The organism is Sporolactobacillus mangiferae, assembly GCF_023336505.1.
GTDB lineage: Bacteria > Bacillota > Bacilli > Bacillales > Sporolactobacillaceae > Sporolactobacillus > Sporolactobacillus mangiferae.
Genome location: NZ_JAMAST010000011.1, coordinates 46,940 through 69,860 on the forward strand (window position 1 = coordinate 46,940; position 22,921 = coordinate 69,860).

The following is a 22,921-nucleotide window of genomic DNA, read 5'->3' on the forward strand; positions in this document are numbered from 1 at the left end:
TAGCCGAAAGATGAGGTGGAGCAATGATGATCGTCAATGTCGACGAACTGACTGCAGGTTGCGTCTTGTGCAGAGATGTCTTTTCCAAATCATTAAAACCATTGATTAAATCAGGAACAGTTCTCAATGAGACACATATTGAGTTTCTTAAAGCGTTTTTGATCACTCATGTCGATGCGGAACAATTGAAGCGTCCCTCCAGACGCAAAGCTGCAGCACCTGAAAAGAAACAGGCAGCAAAACCAAAACCATCTTCGGCATCAGAAAGTGTACATGCATATAGTCCTCAGGATGAAAAATACCGATACGCTGTAAAAGATTACCGTCATTTTTTTCAGCACTGGCAATCGGGAGAAGGGGTTTCGATTGGTGATTTCCGATCGGCAATGATCCCAGTGATCTCAAGCATTCTTGATGAACCGACGTGGCTGGCCTCCTTTTTCATCACTCATAAAAGAGCCTACGATCTTGCAGAGCGAAGCGTTCTTTTCGGGATTCTGGCTGCTTTTATTGCAAAACGCTTTAAATTCAGTTCCGGTGATATTAATCAGTTCGGACTTGCGGGCATGCTGGCAGATTGCGGTCTGGCCAAGTTACCTCCCTCATTGCTCGGTAAACATGAACTGGCCGGTGATGAAGTAAGACTGTTTAAACGCCATGTCGTTGACAGCTACAAGATGCTTAAAGGGATTCAGACATTGAAAGACGAGACGCTCATTGCGATCATTCAGCATCACGAGTGTGAGGATGGAAGTGGATACCCGCTGAATATTGAAGGTTCACAGTCTCATTTAAATGGTAAACTACTGGCTGTCTGCGACCGTTTTCTGACGCAGACAGCCATGGAAGCTTCCGGAAATGTACCTTTGATCCTTGAACATCTGCGTACAGCGTCTTATGGAAAATTATCCCGATTTGTTCTTGAGAAGTTCTGTTATGAACTGATGACTTTATTTGTTGGCATGCAGGTGCAGCTTTCTGACGGTATGTCCGGAGAAGTCACTTTTATACCTGTTAAAGATCCAATGCATCCAATCATTCACCTGACAGATAATCGCGTCATTCCTTTAACTGAGAACAGTTCCGTTTTCATTGAATCTTTTCTATGAGAAGCGCTATGAAAATTGGAAAAACAATACACTGCGCATGGGATAAAATCAGTCTATAATAATTAGGTATTCCTCGGGCATGCCCGGCGGCAGGCAGTTGACTATTATTAGAAAAATTCAACTTCATCTCGTATTCTTGACAGTGGCTGATGCACTTGTTAAGCTATCAATAAAATTTTCGGATAGGAAGACAACCATACTAATGGGGGTAATCAAAAATTGATGAGAGAAGACAAGTTCGCAAAAGAGTCACTGACTTTTGACGATGTATTGTTAATACCGGCAGCTTCTGAAGTTTTGCCGAGAGATGTGTCCGTTCAGACATCACTGACCCGAACGCTGAATCTGAATATCCCAATCATCAGCGCAGGCATGGATACAGTTACAGAAGCAGAGATGGCTATCGCGATGGCCAGACAGGGCGGAATGGGTGTTATTCATAAAAATATGTCTATTGAAGAACAGGCAGAGCAGGTAGACAAAGTAAAGCGCTCCGAAAGCGGCGTCATCACCAATCCTTTCTTTCTGACCCCGGATAACCAGATTTTTGATGCGGAACATCTGATGAATAAATACCGTATTTCCGGCGTTCCAATTGTTGATAATGAAACGGATCAGCACCTGGTCGGTATCCTGACTAATCGTGATATGCGCTTTGTTAAAGATTATTCATTGCGTATCGGCGACATGATGACAAAAGAAAATCTTGTGACAGCATCGGTTGGTACGAGTTTAAAAGAAGCAGAAGAAATTTTAAACCGAAACCGGATTGAAAAACTGCCGCTCGTTGATGAGAATGGGGTACTCAAAGGGCTGATCACGACCAAGGATATTGAAAAAGTCGTTGAATTTCCTAATTCTGCGAAAGATGAACATGGTCGTCTGCTCGTTGCAGCTGCTGTCGGAGTTACATCCGATGCACTGCTGCGGGTTGAGAAATTGGTCGATGCGGGTGCGGATGCGATTGTGATTGATACGGCACACGGTCATTCCAAAGGTGTGCTGCAGAAAGTGGAAGAAGTTCGCAAAAAGTTCTCTAAAGTAAGTTTAATTGCCGGAAATGTCGCAACTCCGGAAGGAACGAAGGCATTGATTGACGCTGGTGTCGATGTCGTTAAGGTCGGGATCGGTCCTGGGTCCATCTGTACCACTCGGGTGGTTGCCGGTGTCGGTGTACCACAGATTACCGCAATTTACGACTGTGCAAATGAAGCCGATAAACATGGAGTTGCTATTATTGCTGATGGCGGAATTAAATATTCCGGTGATATTGTAAAAGCTCTGGCTTCCGGCGGCAGTGCCGTTATGCTTGGCGGATTGCTTGCCGGTGTTGATGAGACGCCCGGTGAGACGGAAATCTATCAAGGAAGACAGTTCAAAGTTTACCGAGGCATGGGATCGGTCAGTGCGATGGAACACGGAAGTAAGGACCGTTATTTTCAGGAAAATGCGAAGAAACTGGTTCCGGAAGGAATTGAGGGGCGCGTTCCCTATAAAGGCAAGTTAGCGGATACCATCTATCAATTAATCGGTGGCTTGCGTTCAGGTATGGGCTATTGCGGTGCTCCAACGATTCAAAGCCTGCGGGAAAACGCGCGTTTTACAAGAATTACCAATGCAGGTTTGCTTGAAAGTCATCCTCATGACGTTCAGATTACGAAAGAAGCACCGAACTATTCTATTAAATAAAAAATAATCTTGAATTCCATCAAAATAAATCAAGCAGAAGTCGAGACGGCATTGTATCGCCTCGGTTTTCTATGTTTGTCAGAAAGTATAAAATTTCAGCAGAATTAAAGGGATATGGGCAAACCAATGTTTTTCTCGCACAAATGGATAAAGATCAGAGAAAGCTGGTTTGCATCCAGAAATTTACCTGGTTGAGGCGGTATGAGAATTTTTCGGGGGTGTAGGGGTTGAATTTTATCATTAAACGCAGGTGCTTTGCGACTTTGGGAATGGCATTTATCCTTGCTTTGGCGCTGGTACTTCAAGTGCCGTTTGCTTCCAAAGCAGAGGCAGCTGCGGATCCGCTGGGAGTAAAAGCCAAGTCAGCGATTCTCATTGATTTTAACAGCGGGCAGATTTTATATGAGAAAAATGCGGATAAAGTTTATCCGCCGGCCAGTATGACCAAAATGATGACCGAGTATTTAGTGATGCAGGCACTCCACGCCAAAAAAATTACCTGGGATACCAAAGTGTCAATCAGCGATTATGCTTATCAGGTTTCTCAAAATCGTTCATTTTCGAATGTACCGTTAAAGAAAGATTATCAGTATACAGTTCGAGAGCTATACGAAGCGATGGCGATTTATTCTGCTAACGGCGCGACTATTGCATTGGCAGAAAAAGTAGGCGGTACAGAAAAGAACTTCGTAGACTTAATGAATAAGACCGCCAAGAAGTTCGATATGACTCATGCGCAATACATTAACAGTTCGGGACTTGAAAATGTAGACTTAGGCAAATTTGCACCATATGGTGATGCGAATGGAAGCAACAAACTGTCAGCGCGTGATATTGCAAAGCTGGCTTATCATATTATCCATGATTATCCGGAAGCACTGCAGATTTCAAAAATCCCGCTCAAAAATTTTACTGCTGGTGTTGATGCACCGATACAAATGGTTAACTGGAATTACATGTTACCTGGTTTTGGTGAAAATATGGCAAAGTTCACGTATGACGGCGTGGATGGATTAAAGACAGGGCACACGGATCTGGCTGGATACTGCTTTACAGGAACGGTTAACCGCGACGGGCACCGTCTGATCAGCGTTGTTATGGGGACAAGCTCAGACGCGCAGCGCTTTGAGCAAACACGTGCGCTCTTTGATTACGGGTATCAGCAGTTTACCGAGAAGACCATTGCAAAGAAAAACCAGGTGATTAAGGGCCAGAAGGCAGTGTCTGTTCATAATGGCAAGAAAGATCAGGTAGCAGTCGCATTTGGTGCTGCATACAAGACATCGATTGCTAGTGGTGAACAAGTATCCTCTGATTATAAAGTTGTGCTTAATCGCTCAAAGCTTAATAAAGACAGCTCACTTGAGGCACCTGTAAAGAAAGGTGAAAAGATTGGCTATGTAACAATCTCACCAAAAGGCAAGTCACAATATGGCTATTTATACAATGACAACAACAAGATACCGGTTGTCGCAGCCGAACAGGTCGATCGCAGCAACTGGTTTGTTCGTCTATTTAAAGGAATCGGCAGCCTTTTTGGGTCAATTTTCTCGTGGATTGCAGGGCTTTTTTAAGCCAGTGTATTAAATTGAATCAGATCAGACAGAAAAGCCGGGAGAGATTTCCCGGCTTTTCAGCAGGTAAAGAAAGTATAAGATTTTAGCTAAGCATAAAAGTGTAAGCCAGATACGAAAGCGTGAGATACCAGCGGGATCCCGCAGATTCCGGCGTGTCCGTCAGATACAAGATCTACGGCAAAGGATCAGGCCTAGCCAAGTTTTAAAACATGAACCTTTGCCATAGTGGAAATGGATACTTTATCTGTATTGATCAATTATTCAGCAGGCTGCACGACGTAAAAAGTCTGTACTTTTCGTACATGGGGACGGGTCTGTTTCTGTGCCAGATTTGAGAAGCGGTTCGATCACATACTGCGAACGGCTGCATAGTCCCCATTGCCAGCCATATGAAAAGAAAAAAGAACCCATTTATACGTATTTATTTACTTGGTTTTATTGTACACTATAGATACTAAAAAATAGAATTGAAAGATTTTGGAGGGATTATGGTGGTACAGAAAGGTACGGAACGTGTCAAACGCGGTATGGCGGAAATGCAAAAGGGCGGCGTGATCATGGATGTGGTTAATGCCGAGCAGGCGAAAATTGCTGAGGAGGCCGGTGCTACAGCCGTTATGGCTCTGGAACGAGTTCCTTCTGATATTCGGAAAGCCGGTGGTGTTGCCCGCATGGCGGATCCGACAATCGTTGAGCAGGTTCAAAATGCAGTTTCGATTCCAGTGATGGCGAAAGCGAGAATCGGTCATATTGTCGAAGCACGTGTGCTTGAGGCAATGAAAGTGGATTATATTGATGAGAGTGAAGTACTGACTCCGGCAGATGACGTCTTTCATATAGATAAGAAAGCTTTTACGGTTCCTTTTGTTTGTGGTTGCCGTGATCTTGGCGAAGCAGCGCGTAGAATCGGTGAAGGTGCGGCGATGCTGCGGACGAAGGGTGAACCAGGAACGGGGAATATTGTTGAGGCTGTGCGCCATATGCGTCTTGTGAACAGCCAGGTGCGCAAAGTCGTTGCCATGTCCCCTGATGAACTGATGGTGTATGCAAAAGAGCTCGGAGCGCCTTATGAAATCCTTTTACAAATTAAAGAGGCCGGTCGTCTTCCGGTGGTCAATTTTGCAGCCGGTGGTGTTGCAACTCCGGCAGATGCGGCATTAATGATGGAGCTTGGTGCTGACGGCGTATTTGTCGGTTCAGGTATTTTTAAATCAGAGAATCCCGCAAAGTTTGCACGCTCAATTGTTGAAGCAACGACCTACTACCAGGACTATGAGCGTATCGCAGAACTCTCCAAAGGCATCGGAACGCCCATGAAGGGTATTGATATGAGCCATCTTGGGCCTGCGGAACGTATGCAGGATCGCGGAATTTAAGGAGGAACTGATATGTCTGTCCGAATCGGTGTGCTTGCGCTTCAGGGTGCAGTCAGTGAACATGTCCGTGCACTTGAAAATTCAGGAGCACAGGTTTCTCTCGTGAAAGACGCGCGTGATTTAGCCGGACTAAGTGGTCTGGTACTGCCAGGCGGCGAAAGCACAATGATGCGCAAGCTTATGGATCGTTATGGCCTTTTTGAGGCGGTGCAGCAATTTGCGGAGCAAAAGCCTGTATTTGGCACATGCGCAGGATTAATCTTAATGGCAAAACAGATCGAAGGAAGAAAAGGACCGCACCTGGCACTTCTGGACATTGATGTGAAGCGAAATGCCTTTGGACGTCAGGTCGACAGCTTTGAAGCTGAGCTTTCCATTAAAGGAGTCAGTGAAGCATATACAGGTGTATTCATTCGTGCTCCTTACGTCAAAAGTGCAGGTAAAAATGTAGAGGTGCTGGCGACTTTTGAAGGGCACATTGTTGCCTGCAGGCAAGGACGTTATCTTGCCTGCGCCTTTCATCCGGAATTAACGGATAATCCGGCACTGCATCGTTATTTTGTTGACCTGGTGAACGCGTATCAATAACCGCTTGCTTTTTTAAAAACAGTAGTGTATTTTTTATACTATAAGAAAGCTAAAATTCAGCGGACTTGGCTGAGGCGGGTTTTCGAATAGTATAAGTCAATCTTTTAATGCTTGATGACAGGAATAAGTAACCTTTTTTCCTTGCATAGAGAGCCGTACATTGGTGGAATGCGGTGAAGGGATTAAGGCGATTCCATCCTTGAGAGACGAATTGGCAGTATACCAATTGCGCGGATCATAACCGTTATCAATGGCTTAAGCGGCTGGCAGACTTTCATGCCGGCAATTTGGGTGGCAACGCGGGTTCATCTCGTCCCTTTTTGACAGGGACGAGATTTTTGTTTTTTGCCTTGCCAAAGACATTGTTGATCTTTGTGCACAGCCAGGAATAAGGGCAGAAAGCATGGATAAAGCAGTATTTGATTAGGAGGAAAAAAAGATGCTCGACATGAAACGACTGCGTGATCATTATGATGAAATTAAGGAAAAATTAAATAAGCGAGGGGAAGATCTCACTGATTTTCAGCGCTTTCCTGAATTGGACAATAAACGCCGAGAATTGATCAGTAAGACGGAAATTCTGAAGGCGCAACGCAATGAAGTGTCCGCCCAGGTCGCTGCCAAAAAACGTGCAAAGGAGGATGCCCAGGAGCTGATTGCTTCAATGCGGGATGTCAGCGCAAAGATCAAGGAACTTGATGGTGAATTGAACAAGATCGAAGAGGAATTGAAACAAGTGATGCTGTCGATTCCGAATGTTCCACATGAAACGGTCCCTGTTGGCGATGATGAAAACGACAATAAGCCGATTCGCTTCTGGGGTGAGACGCCGTCATTTTCCTATGAACCGAAACCGCATTGGGATCTTGCTACCCATTTGGATATTCTCGATTTTGAACGCGCGGCGAAGGTGACTGGAAGCCGATTCGTTTTTTATAAGGGGCTGGGTGTTCGGTTGGAGCGTGCGCTGATTAGTTTTATGCTTGATCTGCATGAGGATCAGCATGGCTATGAAGTGATCATGCCTCCATATATGGTGAACCGTACAAGCATGACCGGCACCGGACAACTGCCAAAGTTTGAAGAAGACGCATTTAAAATCGCGGACGATCGGGATTATTTCTTAATTCCGACAGCCGAAGTACCCGTGACGAACTATTATCGTGACGAAATCTTAAGTGAGGATCAGCTGCCAAAAGCTTTCGCTGCTTATAGCGCCTGCTTCCGTTCTGAAGCAGGTTCAGCGGGACGTGATACACGCGGCATTATCCGTCAGCACCAATTTAATAAGGTTGAACTTGTCCGTTTTGTAAAGCCCGAGGATTCTTATCGCGAGCTTGAAGCATTGACTGGTCATGCGGAAGAAGTTCTGCGCCTTCTCAATCTGCCATATCGCGTTGTGGCCATATGTACCGGCGATCTTGGCTTTACAGCAGCAAAAAAATATGACCTTGAAGTCTGGATACCAAGCCAGAATACGTACCGGGAAATTTCTTCCTGCAGTAATTTTGAAGATTTCCAGGCACGCCGGGCAAATATCCGTTTCAGGCGCGCGCCGAAAGTGAAACCCGAATTTGTGCATACATTAAATGGATCGGGACTTGCCGTTGGCCGAACGGTAGCTGCCATCCTTGAGAACTATCAGCAGGAAGACGGCAGTGTGGTGATTCCGGAAGTACTGCGCCCTTACATGAGAAATGTGGCTAAAATTACACCAGAAAACTAAAGCTTACATGTTCAAACACATAGGAGGTATCTCGCATGCCCTTTCATCAAAAAGTGAACAATGAAGCAAGATTGACGAAAATGATCGATGATCTCGGGATTTCGCTAAACCCGGGCAAGACAAAAGAGAATAAAAAGAAGAAAGATCAGAGCACGAAAAAAGAAGATGGCCAGGAAAATAAATAATAAAAGAAAGGCGCAAGTACGAAAAAAGTACTTGCGTCTTTTCATTACGTGTCCTCAAGATGACCTGTCCTTCATTTTATTCAGGCGTTGCACTCAGCATGATTATTTAACTGTTTCTGAATACGTACGGCCAGTTTTTCTACAGAATGGGGATCGTTCACGACATCGTAGTCATCAATATCAACTTTCATTACAGGACAGATTGTGAATTTACTGATCCAAGCTTCATAGCGCGCAAACATTTCCTGCCAGTAACTGCGCGGTGTTTCTTTTTCAAATCCCCGTCCTCGCTGGCAGATGCGGTTAATCGTTGCATCAAGCGAACCATGAAGATAAATTAATAAATCAGGATGACGGAAGTAGGGGGTCATGACCATTGCCTGAAAAAGACTGGTATAGGTCTGATAATCAGCCTCAGACATCGTGCCTTTTTCGTAATGCATTCTGGCGAAAATCCCGGTATCTTCATAGATTGAGCGATCCTGTATGTAATTCTCTGCGTGATCCGCAATTTTTTTCGTTTCTTTAAACCGTTCGGCAAGAAAGTAAATTTGGAGATGGAATGCCCATCGTTCAAAATCTTTATAAAACAGATCAAGATATGGATTTCCATCTACCTTTTCGAGTGAGGTGCGATAATGGAGCCGGCTGGCAAGTGCTGTGGCAAATGTGGTCTTGCCGATGCCAACCATCCCGGCGATTGAGATCAACTTATTTGAAGAAGCTGCAGCTTCAAACATAAAGAACGTCCCTTCGTTAACAATCTTTTCACAATCAGAACATATATACGATTTACTAAGTGTATCATCTTATCCACGTAAAAAAAAGTGAAATAAAATGAGAAAAATGTCAATTACTGATGTATAAAAAATGCACTTTTTGTCGAAAATAGCCATCGTTTGATAATTGAGGTTTTGTTCGGTGCTCATGAAAGAAAAATGCTGATAGGCCAAGGAAGTATCCGTTTACAAAACGGCGATTTTATTGACACTGTATAGCGATTGTGCTATATTGTAATAAACCATTTTACTACTTAATATAAGATCTGGATGTAAGAATGAAGACCCTTCCTTGAAGTGTAGTAGTTTTTACTTCTGGAATGGTCTGTTTTTTATATGCATGTTTTAGTTGTTAAATGGTAAATGGTTTTAGTTTACGCGCGGGCAGCGCAATGTTTTAGGGAGGCAGTTATAAGATGGCGCAAAACGGTAAGGTAAAATGGTTCAATGCAGAAAAAGGCTACGGTTTCATTGAAGTTGATGGCGGAAATGATGTATTCGTACACTATTCTGCAATCGAAGGTGACGGTTTCAAGACGCTTGAAGAAGGTCAGGAAGTTAGCTTCGACATTGTTGAAGGTAACCGCGGACCTCAAGCTGCAAACGTTACAAAACTGTGATCCTCGGCCATAACCGATGATGCGAAAGCAGTCCTCTCTAAAACAAAGGACTGCTTTTATTTGTGCCTATATCGTTATAAAGGGCTTGCCATCGCCCTGTTTTCTTCATATAATGTTCTATGTCGCGTTATTCAGCGTATATCGGCTCTGTAGCTCAGTGGATAGAGCGTCGGTTTCCTAAACCGTGCGTCGTAGGTTCGATTCCTACCAGGGCCATTACAAAAACCCTTGATACACAAGGGTTTTTAATTTTGATATTTCTGAGTGCTTTTCCCCAGTATCGTTGTTACATGGAATTTTTATTTCGTTCCGTTAAAGCAGCTTTCAGCATAGTCTAAAGCAGACTGAAATCTGGGGAGATGTCTGCATGTGTGACTATTATCAACCGTTAAGAAGTGAGCATAATGATATGTCGCAATTTCAAATGCCGGTGACTGCTGCTGATATTCAAAATGAGTTGAACTTTGGAAGAGCAGGTCAATTTTATTTGACTAAATTGGGAAATAACGGAATCATTTTATTTCAACTGCTTTCTTATGATCCTTCAACTGGAAATGTATCCATGAATGAATTCATCTCGCAAACAGGCCAATGGATGGCTGCGCAGATTCCTCTGTCCAATCTGTTTGGCCTGGTCTTTCTGGGATCGATTTTTCCGCAAAGTCCAGCGACAGCTCAGGCTTCTTCGCAGGTCGGAGGATCAGACGTCAGTGTGGGAAGTGCCGCTCCATCAGGAGGAAGCGGATCGACACCCGATGCCGCTCAAATACTCGGTCAGGCTGAAAGTCTGCTGGGCGCATTGGGTGGAGCTTCAGGGGCAGGAGAGAGTTCTTCGGGAACGCCTCAATCTCCAGGAACTTTTTCGATTCCGGGTGTTCCGGGGACATTTCCAATGCCGACTCCACCCAGAAACGGAGCCACCTATGGGTATCCGATGAACTTTTCTGAAGATACTTCACCCATGCAAGACTAATCATTTTATTTGCTTGATGAAAAAGAGCGCCAGGAAATCACGTGCTCTTTTTTTGCAAAAGAGTATACGATTTTTCGCCGTATTCAATCAATGGTTCATCCGGGCATCAAAGCGGAGGATCGGGGTGCGACCACGGCAAGTGAAGCGCCGATACGTATCGAAAAGACATGAAATCACGCCATATAGTTGAAGATATTTCAAATTGAAAACATTAAAAAAATCCTGCCATAGGCAGGATGAGGGGAAATGGTAATATTATTTGTATATCCATAAATGCGGAAAATAATCGTGATTAACAAAAATTTAACAACTCAAGCGGTATTATCTGGTCCAAGGTGTTTCAAAAAGGCGTGCAACACCACTGTTGTCGTTTCATAATCATTTCGAATTTTAAAAATGAATGTTTTCAATGTGTTGCGTTGAATCATTGGATGTTCCAGGATCAGGTTACTGTCTTTAATAATCTCAATAAGGCTATTTCGATAACTTAACAGGTTATCATCAGCGGTCTGCGATAAATAGTCACTGTTCTGTATCCGGTATAGACCAATGTCATCGACCAGCTTAAAGGCCTGATTTCTTTGGCTCATGATTTTTTTCCGTGAAAATCGATATTTTTGTTCGGCCAGCCAGTCTTGATTTAAAAAGGAAGCCATCTTTTTAACAAGCACCTGCGTGTCCTTATTCGTGTGTCCTTTCTTTTGCGCTGATGAAATCGATTTGACGTCTTGTCTGTGGTTCTGGATAATGTGAGGATCGGAACTGATCGTGATTTCATGGGTCAAATTAAAAAATGAGAATGGATAAAAGAGTCCCAGTGCGACAAAAGCAACGGTTGCAATGAGTATTGTTCCGAAAATAACATGGATTCTTCTCACGGATCTCGCCACCATCAACAATAATCATCGACATGGACATGACTGCTGTTATAGATCGTGATTTTTTGAATCCGTTTGCCTTTTAGTTTTCTATTCGCATGGGATTCTTCTGTGTCCATGTTTCTGTGTTCCTCTTTATCAAGCCTCGGGGATGAAAATTGTCGATCTTTTGATTTTGTCGCTGTTACTTCTCTTTTATTCACTGAGTTTACCGAGGTATCTTTTCCATAGGCCAGACTCGTGTTTAGCAGAACGATGACGAGCACAATGATGATGCTGGCGACCATTTTTCTGGAAAAGCCCTTCTTTTTGCTCATGGATTTTCCTCCTGCTGTAAAATTATGTTATATGGTAACATAAAGGTCGCCGTGCACAAGGTATTTCATGGCAAAGTAAGCAAAACGTAATATTAGTAAACGCCTTGTTAAACGTGGATAATAAAACGATGGAAATCGGACATTCCTTAACAGCGAAAGCGGGTTATCCAGGTTCCTGTTTGATTAATTGCGCGGCGCAGCGAATCTGATCCCTAAGGTAATCCGGTGCTTCTGGATGATGCAGCACTTCTTCGGTAGTCATCCAGTAAATCTCGGCTACCTCATCGGCACTGACTGCATGCGGTGTCCCATTAAGCGGTCGGCATAAAAATATGGTTTCAAGTACGATCTGGTCGTCTGGAAGCGGAAAAGAGACGCTTTTAATATAGCGGAGTGCACCAACTTCAAGTGCAATTTCTTCTCTGATTTCGCGGCGCAGCGCCTGCTCTAAGATATTGTCTGCAGGATCATCAAGATCCACTTTCCCCCCGACAAGTGCCAACAGTCCGGCAGCATGTGGCTCCTGTTCGCTGCGTTTTATGATCAGCCAGCGGTCATTCTGGTAAATGGCAGCTTCAACAACAACGTAAAACATGAACTCCCTCCTTTTGTCCTGTACCTGTATTATTATAGAATTCATATCGCTTTTCTTGAACAGACGTTCTTAATTTGTTACAGTCGTGAGTAACAGGCGTTACAGAGAGGAGTTTTTTCATGGCTGATCGTTCATTTTGGGTTTCCTGTCTGTTCAGGAGACGGCGGATCTGTGCAAGAGTCATGTGTCTCCTTCTGCCGATCAGGTGTATGAATCACATACTGAGGAAGCCGGAATAGCTCAATGCATTCTTGTTTATCAGAGATATTTTCTTCGAAACAGCAATTATGCGGCAATGACGGTCGTCATAGATAACCTTGGCGGAAAAACGAAAGTAACGGTTGTCGCCACTGGCGGATCGGGCTCGCTTCTTACCTCATGGGACTGGGGAGCTGCAAGCGACTGGCTGTCTGATTCTACGGCATGTTTTTCAGACTACATAGTTAATGAGTGACTGATTTGAAAAAACCAAAGCGCATGTAACAAAAGCATTCGGTTTTTCGTTTATAAAAATATAAAGGAAAGAGAGGAGGCGGCTTATGAAAAAACAACATGACCAGAATGAAGCGTTTGCACGCAGCATGCAACCCTATATGTCAGCAATCCGGCACCAATGTGCTCAGCTCGCTGGAAATCCATGGGATGGCGATGATCTTTTTCAGCAGGTTATGATGAAATGTTTCAAAGCATGGCGGGCAAATCCGCTACGCTCGATCACAAAAGCTTATTTATACAGAATAATTTCACATGCATGGATTGACGCGCATCGGAAAAGACGTGTGTCCGAAAGCGTTCGAGAGTCTTTTGACGATATGGCCGCTGCGCCGAAGAGCACAGACGGAAAGCTTGCCGAGGCAATGAAAATTGTGCTCAATCAGTTAACGGATCGGCAAAGACTGGTATACTTAATGAAGGCGGGATGGGGCCTCAGTGCTTCTGAAATAGCTGAATACTGCGGTGAGACAGCAGGAAATGTGCGTGTTCTGTATTTTCGCGCGAAGAAAAGGCTCGCATCTCGGCAGGAAACTCTGTTGAGTGATCCGGATGAAATCGTTTTGGCCGATTACATGGCCGCCTTTCTGAGCGGTGAACCGGAGCGGCTGCTTTCGCTGCGTCATCTGAAAGCGCCAGTGCGTCAGCGCAGTTTCCGTCATTCGGATCTTACCTGCATGCACGCTGCTTAAATAAAAGATCTGTAAAAGTGAATTTCAGGGAGGAATTTCTATGTCGTCTTTTTTTATTCCATATGTCATCGAACAATCCAATCGCGGAGAACGTTCTTACGATATTTATTCGCGGTTATTGAAGGACCGCGTTATTTTTCTCGGTTCGGAAATTAATGATGAGGTAGCCAACAGTATCGTTGCCCAGCTTCTTTTTCTTGCATCGGAGGATTCAGAAAAGGATATTTCAATTTACATTAATAGCCCTGGCGGTTCCGTGTCGGCAGGGTTTGCAATCCTTGATACAATGAACTTCATAAAGCCGGATATCCAGACGATCTGTGTCGGTATGGCGGCGTCCATGGCTTCCATTATTTTAACGTCTGGTACGAAGGGCAAGCGTCTGTCTCTTCCGAACGGCGAAGTCATGATTCACCAGCCGCTTGGCGGGGCGCAGGGCCAGGCAAGCGATATTGAAATCAGTGCCCGACACATTCTGAAAACGAAAGAAAAACTCAATAAGATTATTGCAGGAACGAGCGGACAGCCCTATGAACAGGTGGTCAAGGATACAGACCGTGATAATTTCCTGACGGCAGAGCAGGCAAAGGAATACGGTCTCGTTGATAAAATTATTGAGAAATTGGTTTAAACATTTCGGCTTCAGATCAGGAACCTCGGGAAAAATTTGCATAACAGGCCGCACGTTTTTCTTTGTTGCCGTGCATAAGCGCAGCCAGGAGAACAAAATGCAGAAAAAGGAATAAAAAAATATGATCTCCGTGGATAGAAAAAGGTATCCGGCACATAATAAGACTGCCTTTTGAAAAGGAGGTTTTGACCTTGGTGGATAAGCCGGGAACACGATACAGTGTGCAGAATGAAGATGATTTGTGGCCCGGGGCGGACGATTCGCGTGTATCGAAGCGTGCGGACGGAAGCATAAATGATCGCCTTGGTGAGCGCATGTTTTCTGCGCATGACCGAAAGCGAACAAACGATCATACGGAGGGATGACAGGTGCAACAGCCGGGCAGTACCGATGAAATGATCAAACGTTATGGCATATCACATGCCAGACATTCGCCCAGTCAGGTGAACGGCGAGACGCAGCAGACACAATCAGGAAAAATTCTTGAGGTTAATGCAAGGCGTCACCAAAAATAAAACCAAATCAAAAGGCGAGAAGGCGGTTATCCATAACGGAGGCCGCTTTTTCTGTTTTTGATTTTTCAAACTTTTTTTGTATAATGAATGTAAGCCTTTTTAAAAGAGCTGTGTGATGTATAAAATATAAGTAAACAACGGAAACTTTTGCAGAAAATCAAACGTATGTATATTACAAGCCTTCAAGGAGGATGACGATTTATGGTTGAATTTACGACGCGTGCCGTCAGAAAGCCTTATTCGAAATTATTTGCTGCGTTTTTCTCCGGGCTGCTGGCAACAACAATCGGACTTTATCTTGGTCAGTATGTCTCGGATGTTTTTCGGATGCCGCTGTTTCTTGTTGAACTGGGCATGATTTTCATGATGATGTTTGTACGGAAACGCAAAGCGGTCGGCTACTTGCTGATGTACGGATTCATGCTGATCTCCGGGGTCACTTTGTACTCGGCAATCAGTTATTATGTCAGTCTGCTTGGCGCGTCGCTCGTGCTTCAGGCTTTCACAGTGACAACGGTCTCGTTTGGTGCGATTGCGATTTATGCAATGGTAAGCAAGCGTGATTTCTCATTTCTCGGTGGCTTTTTGTTTATCGGATTGATCGCCTTGGTTGTGCTTCAGCTGTTCACCTTTTTCTTCCCGGTATCCAGCATGACCATGCAGATTTATTCAGGAATCGGTATATTGATCTTCGTCGGCTATACACTTTTTGATTTCAGCCGTTTGACGGTACACGGCTTTACTGATGAAGACATTCCAATGATCGTTGTATCCATCTATCTGGATTTCATCAACCTGTTCCTGTACATTTTGCAGTTTATTGGTATCGGATCGAAAAATTAAAATAATTGCAGAAGAGGCGCTGCAGACGCAGCGCCGATGCAAACCAAAGGCATAAATCAATAAATTATAGTCGGAGATGGAGGACCGGGCGCTTTTTGCCCGGTTTTTCTTATACTATAAGAAAGTATATAGATTTTAAGGAACATAGTGTAAGTGCGACGGCGGCTTCGCCTTCGCCAGAGGCCTGGCAAAGCCAAATTTTCTAACAAGATAAGAAAGATTTTGACCCATATGAAAACCAATAAACCAGTGTCTTATCGAAAATCAAAGCGGGGTGCGAGACGCCTGCGGAGCGTTCCTGTTGATCAGCGAGCCAGGGAAGACCCCGCAGGAATTGGCCTGCCTGAGGAGGCTTCCGGATCGCCCGCGGCAAGCGAGCAACTGAAGCGCCGATTCAGTACCATAAAGACACGAATCCAGTTCGATTACAGCGTAAAGGGAACTTCCACTAATGTAAGGGAATTTTCAATAACTAAAAGGGACTTTCGCTAATTGCACAATGCGGAAGCCACCGCATCCTGCGGAAGTAAGGACCGGGCTATGCCCGGTTTTTCTAAACAATTAAAGCTGGGATCTGTACGACAGTCCGTCATGGGATATCTCTATGGCCTCAGTTAAAACAACAATTATAAAAAAAGATGCGTGTCCTTCTTTTCGTGAACGATGCATTTCCGTTATACTGGACAAGATGGACAAAATGACATAGTTGGAGGAGATTTACGTGGCGGGACGTGTCGTTCAAACGAACGAAAAACTTCCTTTAATTGAAAGTATTCCTTTAAGTTTTCAGCACTTATTTGCTATGTTCGGATCTACGGTACTTGTGCCGTTAATTTTTAAAGTGGATCCGGCAACGATTTTGCTTATGAACGGAATCGGCACCTTGCTTTACATGTTTATTTGTCGCGGCAAGATACCGGCTTATCTTGGCTCAAGTTTTGCTTTTATTTCGCCCGTACTCGCGGTCATTGGCACACATGGCTACCAGGCGGCGCTTGGCGGATTCATTGCAGTTGGTCTTGTCTTTATTCTTGTATCTCTGATTATTCATCTGGTCGGCACACGCTGGATTGACATCGTCTTTCCTCCAGTGACAATGGGGTCGATTGTCGCCATTATCGGATTACAACTGATTCCGACGGCTGCCCAAAGCGCCGGGCTGATTGCGCCGACAGGTGCGACGAACTGGGCGATGGACCTGAAAACTGTGCTTGTCTCACTGCTGACAATCGTTATTACAATTTTCGGATGGGTACTGCTCCGTGGATTTCTTAAAATTATTCCAATTCTGATCGGTATCGTTGCTGGTTACCTGATTGCCTGGCCGGTGGGACTTTTGAAATTCAGCACGGTTGCGGATGCGCCGTGGCTGTCTTTGCCGCATTTTTACACGCCATCTTTTAATACAGCCAGCATCCTGATTATTTTGCCGGCCGCACTGGTTGTCATTGTAGAACATATAGGCCACCTGATGGTTACAGGTAACATTGTCGGCAAAGATCTGATTAAGGATCCTGGTCTTGACCGGTCAATGTTCGGGAACGGTATTTCAACGGTCATTTCAGGCTTTGTCGGATCAACGCCGAACACCACATATGGAGAAAACATTGGTGTGCTGGCGATTACCAAAATATATTCGACGTGGGTGATTGCCGGTGCTGCGGTGATCGCGATTGTACTTTCTTTTGTCGGTAAGCTTTCTGCGCTGATCACATCGATTCCATCGGCGGTGATTGGCGGTATTTCACTGATTTTGTATGGTGTTATTGCATCAAACGGTTTTCGCATTTTCGTTGAAAAGAAAGTGGACTTTGCCAGGGCGCAGAATATCATTCTGGCAACGGTGATCTTTGCTGCCGGACTCAGCGGCGTAACGATTAATATCGGTAAAGTACCTTTGAACGGAATGGGGCTGGCCACAATTGTCGGTGTCCTGCTCAGCCTGTTCTTTGCGCTGATCAACAAACTGCATCTTTCGAATGAAGAAGATTGACGGTTTATTATATGATTGAGGCACCTCAATGACGAGGTGCCTTTTTTAATCCTTTATCATTTGGCGGGGCCGGTCTGCAGTGGTTATCCCGGGAGAAGAATGGGGTTATATGGTGAATAATCAAGAATCTGAATGTACCTGGATCTGCTCAAGAATCGTCCTGATTTGATGTATAATGAGATCGAACTTCAAGGTACGTTTGAATTGTGTCACAGCATTCGGTATACTGCTTTCAGACAGAAGGAGGAGTGCGGATGTGTTTGGACGACGAGCGGTTTATGGAAATGGCAATTGCAGAGGCGAAAAAAGCCGAAGCGATCGGTGAAGTACCAATTGGCGCAGTGATTGTGCGGGGCGGCGAAGTGATCGCCCGCGGCTATAATCGGCGCGAGCTGATTCAGGAACCGACCGCGCATGCAGAATTGACAGCCATTGAAGAAGCAAGTCGCAGGCTGGGCACATGGCGTCTGTCTGGATGTACGCTCTATGTTACTTTGGAACCTTGTCCGATGTGTGCTGGTGCAATCGTTCTGGCGCGCATTGGTCGTCTTGTGTACGGGGCAGCGGACCCAAAGGCAGGATGCGCTGGTACGTTGATGAATCTGGTGCAGGATGCGCGCTTTAATCATCGCGCGGAGATTACCGCCGGAATCCTTGGCGAGCAATGTGGTCAGATGCTTTCTGCTTTTTTTCGCAACCTGCGTGAACAAAAGAAGACACGTGATCAATGATGATTGAAGTTTGAGTGATATTTTGAAAAACGACGAATCCGCATGTGTTTTCCATTTTCGAAACACATGTCAGAAAAATTTTACCAGCGCCGATTTTGCCGCAGCTCGGAAAGGTTCGATTATTCGGTGGTTGACTCTTAAAGCAATTGCTGCCGCGAGACTGAGCTTTTTATTGCATTTTAAAAGTCAGCACATATTCTTGCTCTTCCAATCGTTTTATGATAAACTAACCATCGTCGTACCTGTTACCTTGCATGTGGGATGGTTATTCTAAACGCAGGTCTGATTTGGTATCGATATATGGAGGCGTACCCAAGTGGCTGAAGGGGACTGACTCGAAATCAGTTAGGGCGTCGTTCGGCGCCGCGGGGGTTCAAATCCTCTCGCCTCCGCCATTAACTTGTTAGCCAATCAGCCGTGCTAGATGGGGAATTAGCGGTGCCCTGTAACTCGCAATCCGCTGCAGCGAGGTTGAATTCCTTTCACGAGGTCTTGGCATTGTAAGGCAGCCTTAAGCACGTGGTGTTGACGCTTGGGTCCCGCGCAACGGAAACTCATGAACCCTGTCAGGTCCGGAAGGAAGCAGCAGTAAGTGAGACCTTTCGTGTGCCGCGGGGCTGCCTGGGCCGAGCCGTCGACTTGAGAAACGCTTATGATGCCTTGATCGACGAAAGGTGCACGGCGTTAATAATAATTTAAACAAAAGCTGCCGAAGCTTAACCTTTGGCAGCTTTTGTGTTTTGCAAAACAATGGCATGTTGGTTTCTTTCGTCCACAGATACCGTTATAATGAACGTATATCATTACGCCGAGCGTATTCATTCGGTGAAAGGGGAAGAATGATGGCTTATCAGGCGCTTTATCGAGTTTACCGTCCCCAAACCTTTCATGATCTGGCCGGACAGCAGCACATCGCTCAGACGCTTCAGAACGCGCTGGTTAAACAGCAGTTTTCTCATGCTTATCTGTTTACCGGACCGCGTGGAACCGGGAAAACGAGTGCTGCCAAAATTTTTGCTAAGGCAATAAACTGTGAGCATGCACCGGCTCCAGAGCCATGCAATGAGTGCGCAGCGTGCCGCGGCATCACAGGCGGCAGTATTGCCGATGTAATCGAAATCGACGCGGCATCAAACAATGGAGTCGACGAAATTCGAGACATTCGCGACAAGGTGAAGTATGCACCGAGTGAAGTCCGCTATAAGGTTTATATCATTGATGAAGTGCATATGCTGTCCACAGGCGCATTTAATGCATTGCTGAAAACGTTGGAAGAGCCGCCGGAGCATGCGGTCTTTATTCTCGCAACGACGGAGCCGCAAAAAATACCATTGACCATCATTTCCCGCTGTCAGCAGTTTGATTTCAGACGTATTCCATCATCTGAAATTTTTGGGCGCCTGCGTTTTGTTGTTCAGGATCAGAAGATTGATGCTGAAGATGATGCGCTGCAATTGATTGCCAAAGCGAGCGAAGGCGGTCTGCGCGATGCGCTCAGTGTTCTGGATCAGGCAGTTGCCTACACTGAAGCAACGGTTACGGTTCAAGATATACTGGATGTGACCGGCATGGTTGCTGATCAAATGATTCGGGAATTGATTGATGCGCTGGAACGCAACGATGCTGCCGGAGCAGTGGGCAGGATTGGTAAACTGCTCGATCAGGGAAAGGATCCGCTGCGATTGATTGAACAGTTGATCTTTTATTATCGGGATCTTTTGCTGTATCAAACCTCTCCAGAGCTTGAAGATTTGCTCAGCCGTCCGCGTGTCGACGAGGCTTTCCGAAAACAAGCGGGTTCCGTAGCTTCAGAAAGACTTTTTCAAGTCATCAATCAGCTGAATGCCTCATTACTTGATATGAAACGAACCAATCATCCGAGAATTCTGCTTGAGATGGCTGTTGTTCGGATGTGCCAAGATACCCAGGCGCAGCCAAACGCAGGTGAAGTGCTGCCGTCTGCGGTATCCGCTGCACTGGAAAAAAGAGTCGCTGCACTTGAAGAACATATGCGTCAGTTAGTAACGGAGCCGTCCGTACCGCAGCAGGAGCCCTCCCCGGCGGCCAATCACGCGCGCGCGCCGCGTAAGACAGGACTGCGCATTCCTACGGCACACATTAACCGTGTGCTTGAAGATGCAACCAAAGAAGATTTAATTGAACTGCGTTCGGCCTGGGCTAAAGTGATGGCGAAAATACGCGCTGAAAACGTAGCGGCACATGCATGGATGCTGGAGAGCCAGCCAGTCGCCAGTTCAGCCCAAGGTTTCGTGCAGGCCTTCAAATATGATTTTCACTGCCAGATGGTGATGGAGAATAAGAGCAATATCATTGGTCTTGTCCAATCGATTGTTCAGGACGTGACACAGAAGCAGAAAGTCATGTATCCTATTCCTGAAGAGAATTGGAAATTAATGAAGAATGCATTTATTGAACGTTCAAAAGCAGGTCAGGATGACAGTGGAACGGAGACGGCAGAGGAATCGGATCCGATTGTTGCGGAAGCCGAGAAGCTGGTCGGGCCGGACTTGCTCGATATTAAAGACTAATCACAATGGAGGCGTTGAGCATGATGCGAGGAAATATGAACAATATGATGCGTCAGGTGCAGAAAATGCAGAAACAGATGGCTGAAGCCCAAGAAAAGTTGAAAGAAGAAGTGGTTGAAGGAACAGCTGGCGGCGGTGTAGTGACGGTAAAGGCAAATGGTCAGAAGCAGCTGGTTGATGTAGTGATCCAACCGGAAGCCGTAGATCCGGATGATGTTGAAATGCTGCAGGATTTAATCGTAGCGGCCGTTAATGATGCACTGACACATGCTGATGAACTGGCGGCGAAGCGGCTGGGAAAATTCACTCAAGGGTTGAACCTGCCAGGATTTTAATTTGTTGAGATTAATTGGCGGCGAATTCTGCTGAAGGCGGCAGAATTCGCTGCCTGTCCATTATGAGATGTAATTAAGCGGAAGGAGATCGGTGATGCAATATCCTGAACCGATTGCTAAATTGATTGACAGTTTCATGAAGCTTCCGGGGATTGGCCCGAAGACAGCGGTACGTCTGGCGTTTTTTGCTGTTGAAATGAATGAGGAAGATGTTATGGAATTTGCGCGTTCGCTCGTTGATGTGAAACGCAAGCTCGTGTATTGCTCGGTGTGCCAGAATATCAGTGACCGTGACCCATGCCCGATCTGTGACGATTCATCCAGAGACCATTCGACTATCTGTGTGGTACAGGACCCAAAAGATGTAGCTGCCCTTGAAAAAATGCGTGATTACCATGGTGTATATCATGTGCTTCACGGTGTTATTTCTCCAATGGACGGTATCGGACCTGAAGATATCAAAGTTGCCGAACTCATTCATCGTCTCAAGGATGAGCGGGTTAAAGAAATCATTCTTGCAACGAATCCGACCGTCGAAGGAGAAGCAACGGCGATGTATATCTCAAGGCTTGTAAAGCCTGCTGGCGTGAAGACGTCGCGCATCGCGCATGGATTGCCGGTGGGTGGTGACCTGGAATACGCAGATGAAGTAACGCTTTCTAAAGCACTGGAAGGACGAAGAGAGCTTTAAGTGCGCATAAAAAATGGCTTGGCTGTCTATATGTTAAGCGAGGCTAATGGAGATGTTGGTGATGTTTGGCAGGAATAAAGGTGCATTGCGTAAAGAGGTCAATGATTCGTTGCTTAATCTGCTTGAGCAGTGCAAAAACAAATGGATGACCAAGAAAAAAGTGATTGATGCCAGCATTGATCCTTCAGATGAAGTGATGCATCAATTAAAATTAGCAGAGGCAAAATATTTTTATTTATTGAAAGAAGTTCGTGAACATCGGCATTTATTGAAAAAATAAGGTTCTAAAAAGGACATGCACACATACTTTTTACCAATGAGACGTTCATAAGTCTGTCAGAGTTCGTTGGATTGGGCGAGGGAGGTATGTCTTTTGAACAGCTATCTATATGTGATTATAGGAATTACGATTGTTTTCCTTGTAGTGATGGCTGCCGGCGCTTCATTTCATCCCTTGAAATGGATTGGGAGGTTGGCGGTTCGTTTGCTTGTTGGCGCACTGCTGCTCTTCCTGCTGAATGTTATTGGTGAGTCATTCAGCATGCATATTCCGATTAATTTAGCGACATCAGCAGCCAGTGGCCTTCTTGGGCTTCCGGGAATCGCTGCATTGATTATTATCAAATTTTCACTTGGTATCTGAATACAGGTGTTTTCTTAATACTGTATATTGATGGGCAGGCGGGGCTGTACGTCGGCCAATTTTTATTTTTTGGAAAGAATGTGAAGTGTTTTGTTCTTTTCGAAAGGGGTATTGACTAATCAAACGAAGAGATGGTAAGCTATTTTTTGCCGCTTTTGATAAGGAAGAAAAACATATTGACATCTTGTTAATTGCGTGTTAACATATTAATCGTCGCTGAAAGGCGATGAGGAAGAATCCAAAAAAAAGTTGTTGACATTCTAACAGCATCCTGTTAAGATATAAAAGATGCTGTTGGAAGAAAACAGCGAAGAATGTTCCTTGAAAACTGAACAAAAGCCAAGCGTGATTGACAAGGGTTAAACCCCTGATTGATTCAAAAAGCTATGGATCT

At 45.1% G+C, this 22,921-nt stretch carries 26 protein-coding genes, 2 tRNA genes, 1 other RNA gene and 1 other annotated feature; of the genes, 25 read left to right on the top strand and 4 right to left on the bottom strand.

The genetic code is table 11. From position 1 onward, the window contains the following. Positions 1 to 23: 23 nt before the first annotated feature. The 7 genes from M3N64_RS09730 (at position 24) to M3N64_RS09760 (ending at position 8,250) form a co-directional block, all read left to right on the top strand. Positions 24 to 1,109: an HD-GYP domain-containing protein gene (locus M3N64_RS09730; protein WP_249101718.1), complete on the top strand. Its 1,086-nt coding sequence runs from the start codon at positions 24 to 26 to the stop codon at positions 1,107 to 1,109. Positions 1,110 to 1,331: 222 nt separating this feature from the next. Next, entirely contained in the window at positions 1,332 to 2,798 is a 1,467-nt protein-coding gene (guaB, locus tag M3N64_RS09735) for an IMP dehydrogenase (RefSeq protein WP_249101767.1), read from the top strand. Between the two features lie 227 nt (positions 2,799 to 3,025). After that, positions 3,026 to 4,372: a D-alanyl-D-alanine carboxypeptidase family protein gene (locus M3N64_RS09740; RefSeq protein WP_249101720.1), complete on the top strand. Its 1,347-nt coding sequence runs from the start codon at positions 3,026 to 3,028 to the stop codon at positions 4,370 to 4,372. 494 nt (positions 4,373 to 4,866) lie between these two features. After that, positions 4,867 to 5,751, top strand: a complete 885-nt coding sequence (gene pdxS, locus M3N64_RS09745; RefSeq protein ID WP_249101723.1) for a pyridoxal 5'-phosphate synthase lyase subunit PdxS — start codon at positions 4,867 to 4,869, stop codon at positions 5,749 to 5,751. A gap of 12 nt (positions 5,752 to 5,763) precedes the next feature. Beyond that, positions 5,764 to 6,339 carry a pyridoxal 5'-phosphate synthase glutaminase subunit PdxT gene (gene pdxT / locus M3N64_RS09750; RefSeq protein ID WP_249101725.1) on the top strand — a complete coding sequence of 192 codons (576 nt, stop codon included), beginning with the start codon at positions 5,764 to 5,766 and terminating at the stop codon, positions 6,337 to 6,339. Positions 6,340 to 6,444: 105 nt separating this feature from the next. Continuing rightward, positions 6,445 to 6,660: a binding site (T-box leader), on the top strand. 118 nt (positions 6,661 to 6,778) lie between these two features. Further along, positions 6,779 to 8,065 (top strand): serine--tRNA ligase, encoded by a 1,287-nt coding sequence (gene serS, locus M3N64_RS09755; RefSeq protein WP_249101727.1) that lies wholly within the window; start codon positions 6,779 to 6,781, stop codon positions 8,063 to 8,065. Positions 8,066 to 8,100: 35 nt separating this feature from the next. Beyond that, a complete protein-coding gene (locus tag M3N64_RS09760; RefSeq protein ID WP_249101729.1) occupies positions 8,101 to 8,250 on the top strand; it encodes a hypothetical protein in 150 nt (49 codons plus the stop codon). Positions 8,251 to 8,330: 80 nt separating this feature from the next. Here the strand turns inward: M3N64_RS09760 and M3N64_RS09765 are convergent, their stop codons facing one another. Continuing rightward, positions 8,331 to 8,990, bottom strand: coding sequence for a deoxynucleoside kinase (locus M3N64_RS09765; protein WP_249101731.1), 660 nt, complete (start codon positions 8,988 to 8,990; stop codon positions 8,331 to 8,333). Positions 8,991 to 9,445: 455 nt separating this feature from the next. Here M3N64_RS09765 and cspD point away from each other — a divergent pair, with 455 nt between their 5' ends. From cspD to M3N64_RS09780, 3 genes are all read left to right on the top strand, one after another. Continuing rightward, on the top strand, positions 9,446 to 9,649 hold the full coding sequence (gene cspD / locus M3N64_RS09770) for a cold-shock protein CspD (RefSeq protein ID WP_249101732.1): 204 nt from the start codon (positions 9,446 to 9,448) through the stop codon (positions 9,647 to 9,649). 143 nt (positions 9,650 to 9,792) lie between these two features. Then, positions 9,793 to 9,865: transfer RNA gene (locus M3N64_RS09775), tRNA-Arg, on the top strand. 151 nt (positions 9,866 to 10,016) lie between these two features. Next, entirely contained in the window at positions 10,017 to 10,622 is a 606-nt protein-coding gene (locus tag M3N64_RS09780) for a hypothetical protein (RefSeq protein ID WP_249101734.1), read from the top strand. Between the two features lie 311 nt (positions 10,623 to 10,933). On the opposite strand, the gene M3N64_RS09785 is transcribed toward M3N64_RS09780, so the two are convergent. The 3 genes from M3N64_RS09785 to M3N64_RS09795 form a co-directional block, all read right to left on the bottom strand. Continuing rightward, complete coding sequence (locus M3N64_RS09785; RefSeq protein WP_249101736.1) at positions 10,934 to 11,500, bottom strand: hypothetical protein; 567 nt, start codon at positions 11,498 to 11,500, stop codon at positions 10,934 to 10,936. 14 nt (positions 11,501 to 11,514) lie between these two features. Beyond that, positions 11,515 to 11,817 (bottom strand): hypothetical protein, encoded by a 303-nt coding sequence (locus tag M3N64_RS09790; protein WP_249101738.1) that lies wholly within the window; start codon positions 11,815 to 11,817, stop codon positions 11,515 to 11,517. A gap of 163 nt (positions 11,818 to 11,980) precedes the next feature. Next, positions 11,981 to 12,412 carry an NUDIX hydrolase gene (locus M3N64_RS09795; protein ID WP_249101740.1) on the bottom strand — a complete coding sequence of 144 codons (432 nt, stop codon included), beginning with the start codon at positions 12,410 to 12,412 and terminating at the stop codon, positions 11,981 to 11,983. A gap of 136 nt (positions 12,413 to 12,548) precedes the next feature. On the opposite strand from M3N64_RS09795, the gene M3N64_RS09800 reads away from it, so the two are divergent. From M3N64_RS09800 to M3N64_RS09870, 15 genes are all read left to right on the top strand, one after another. Next, positions 12,549 to 12,866 carry a DUF6054 family protein gene (locus M3N64_RS09800; RefSeq protein WP_249101742.1) on the top strand — a complete coding sequence of 106 codons (318 nt, stop codon included), beginning with the start codon at positions 12,549 to 12,551 and terminating at the stop codon, positions 12,864 to 12,866. 85 nt (positions 12,867 to 12,951) lie between these two features. After that, positions 12,952 to 13,596: an RNA polymerase sigma factor gene (locus M3N64_RS09805; protein ID WP_249101744.1), complete on the top strand. Its 645-nt coding sequence runs from the start codon at positions 12,952 to 12,954 to the stop codon at positions 13,594 to 13,596. Between the two features lie 40 nt (positions 13,597 to 13,636). Then, positions 13,637 to 14,227, top strand: a complete 591-nt coding sequence (gene clpP / locus M3N64_RS09810) for an ATP-dependent Clp endopeptidase proteolytic subunit ClpP (RefSeq protein ID WP_249101747.1) — start codon at positions 13,637 to 13,639, stop codon at positions 14,225 to 14,227. 194 nt (positions 14,228 to 14,421) lie between these two features. Continuing rightward, the gene (gene sspK, locus M3N64_RS09815; RefSeq protein ID WP_249101768.1) at positions 14,422 to 14,592 is read left to right on the top strand and encodes a small acid-soluble spore protein K; all 171 of its coding nucleotides are present in this window, start codon (positions 14,422 to 14,424) and stop codon (positions 14,590 to 14,592) included. 3 nt (positions 14,593 to 14,595) lie between these two features. Continuing rightward, a complete protein-coding gene (locus M3N64_RS09820; RefSeq protein ID WP_249101749.1) occupies positions 14,596 to 14,742 on the top strand; it encodes a YpzG family protein in 147 nt (48 codons plus the stop codon). A gap of 201 nt (positions 14,743 to 14,943) precedes the next feature. After that, positions 14,944 to 15,585: a Bax inhibitor-1/YccA family protein gene (locus M3N64_RS09825; RefSeq protein WP_249101751.1), complete on the top strand. Its 642-nt coding sequence runs from the start codon at positions 14,944 to 14,946 to the stop codon at positions 15,583 to 15,585. A gap of 721 nt (positions 15,586 to 16,306) precedes the next feature. Next, entirely contained in the window at positions 16,307 to 17,578 is a 1,272-nt protein-coding gene (gene uraA / locus M3N64_RS09830) for a uracil permease (RefSeq protein ID WP_249101753.1), read from the top strand. A 254-nt stretch (positions 17,579 to 17,832) separates the two neighbouring features. After that, entirely contained in the window at positions 17,833 to 18,309 is a 477-nt protein-coding gene (gene tadA, locus M3N64_RS09835) for a tRNA adenosine(34) deaminase TadA (protein WP_249101755.1), read from the top strand. Positions 18,310 to 18,611: 302 nt separating this feature from the next. Beyond that, positions 18,612 to 18,704 (top strand) — tRNA-Ser (locus tag M3N64_RS09840). Between the two features lie 20 nt (positions 18,705 to 18,724). Continuing rightward, positions 18,725 to 18,991: signal recognition particle sRNA large type (ffs, locus tag M3N64_RS09845), an RNA gene on the top strand. 160 nt (positions 18,992 to 19,151) lie between these two features. Next, on the top strand, positions 19,152 to 20,858 hold the full coding sequence (gene dnaX / locus M3N64_RS09850; RefSeq protein WP_249101757.1) for a DNA polymerase III subunit gamma/tau: 1,707 nt from the start codon (positions 19,152 to 19,154) through the stop codon (positions 20,856 to 20,858). Between the two features lie 20 nt (positions 20,859 to 20,878). Continuing rightward, a complete protein-coding gene (locus M3N64_RS09855; RefSeq protein WP_438271014.1) occupies positions 20,879 to 21,193 on the top strand; it encodes a YbaB/EbfC family nucleoid-associated protein in 315 nt (104 codons plus the stop codon). Positions 21,194 to 21,287: 94 nt separating this feature from the next. Beyond that, entirely contained in the window at positions 21,288 to 21,884 is a 597-nt protein-coding gene (recR, locus tag M3N64_RS09860; protein ID WP_249101759.1) for a recombination mediator RecR, read from the top strand. Positions 21,885 to 21,945: 61 nt separating this feature from the next. Then, the gene (locus M3N64_RS09865) at positions 21,946 to 22,164 is read left to right on the top strand and encodes a YaaL family protein (protein WP_249101761.1); all 219 of its coding nucleotides are present in this window, start codon (positions 21,946 to 21,948) and stop codon (positions 22,162 to 22,164) included. A 93-nt stretch (positions 22,165 to 22,257) separates the two neighbouring features. Beyond that, the gene (locus tag M3N64_RS09870; RefSeq protein WP_249101763.1) at positions 22,258 to 22,527 is read left to right on the top strand and encodes a pro-sigmaK processing inhibitor BofA family protein; all 270 of its coding nucleotides are present in this window, start codon (positions 22,258 to 22,260) and stop codon (positions 22,525 to 22,527) included. Positions 22,528 to 22,921: the final 394 nt, after the last annotated feature.

Bases quoted from the DNA above. Each gene is read 5' to 3' on its own strand.
- M3N64_RS09730 (WP_249101718.1), top strand. From the start codon at position 24: ATGATGATCGTCAATGTCGACGAACTGACTGCAGGTTGCGTCTTGTGC.
- guaB (WP_249101767.1), top strand. From the start codon at position 1,332: ATGAGAGAAGACAAGTTCGCAAAAGAGTCACTGACTTTTGACGATGTA.
- pdxT (WP_249101725.1), top strand. From the start codon at position 5,764: ATGTCTGTCCGAATCGGTGTGCTTGCGCTTCAGGGTGCAGTCAGTGAA.
- serS (WP_249101727.1), top strand. From the start codon at position 6,779: ATGCTCGACATGAAACGACTGCGTGATCATTATGATGAAATTAAGGAA.
- M3N64_RS09760 (WP_249101729.1), top strand. From the start codon at position 8,101: ATGCCCTTTCATCAAAAAGTGAACAATGAAGCAAGATTGACGAAAATG.
- M3N64_RS09765 (WP_249101731.1), bottom strand. From the start codon at position 8,990: ATGTTTGAAGCTGCAGCTTCTTCAAATAAGTTGATCTCAATCGCCGGG.
- cspD (WP_249101732.1), top strand. From the start codon at position 9,446: ATGGCGCAAAACGGTAAGGTAAAATGGTTCAATGCAGAAAAAGGCTAC.
- M3N64_RS09780 (WP_249101734.1), top strand. From the start codon at position 10,017: ATGTGTGACTATTATCAACCGTTAAGAAGTGAGCATAATGATATGTCG.
- M3N64_RS09790 (WP_249101738.1), bottom strand. From the start codon at position 11,817: ATGAGCAAAAAGAAGGGCTTTTCCAGAAAAATGGTCGCCAGCATCATC.
- M3N64_RS09795 (WP_249101740.1), bottom strand. From the start codon at position 12,412: ATGTTTTACGTTGTTGTTGAAGCTGCCATTTACCAGAATGACCGCTGG.
- M3N64_RS09805 (WP_249101744.1), top strand. From the start codon at position 12,952: ATGAAAAAACAACATGACCAGAATGAAGCGTTTGCACGCAGCATGCAA.
- clpP (WP_249101747.1), top strand. From the start codon at position 13,637: ATGTCGTCTTTTTTTATTCCATATGTCATCGAACAATCCAATCGCGGA.
- M3N64_RS09825 (WP_249101751.1), top strand. From the start codon at position 14,944: ATGGTTGAATTTACGACGCGTGCCGTCAGAAAGCCTTATTCGAAATTA.
- tadA (WP_249101755.1), top strand. From the start codon at position 17,833: ATGTGTTTGGACGACGAGCGGTTTATGGAAATGGCAATTGCAGAGGCG.
- dnaX (WP_249101757.1), top strand. From the start codon at position 19,152: ATGGCTTATCAGGCGCTTTATCGAGTTTACCGTCCCCAAACCTTTCAT.
- M3N64_RS09855 (WP_438271014.1), top strand. From the start codon at position 20,879: ATGATGCGAGGAAATATGAACAATATGATGCGTCAGGTGCAGAAAATG.
- recR (WP_249101759.1), top strand. From the start codon at position 21,288: ATGCAATATCCTGAACCGATTGCTAAATTGATTGACAGTTTCATGAAG.
- M3N64_RS09865 (WP_249101761.1), top strand. From the start codon at position 21,946: ATGTTTGGCAGGAATAAAGGTGCATTGCGTAAAGAGGTCAATGATTCG.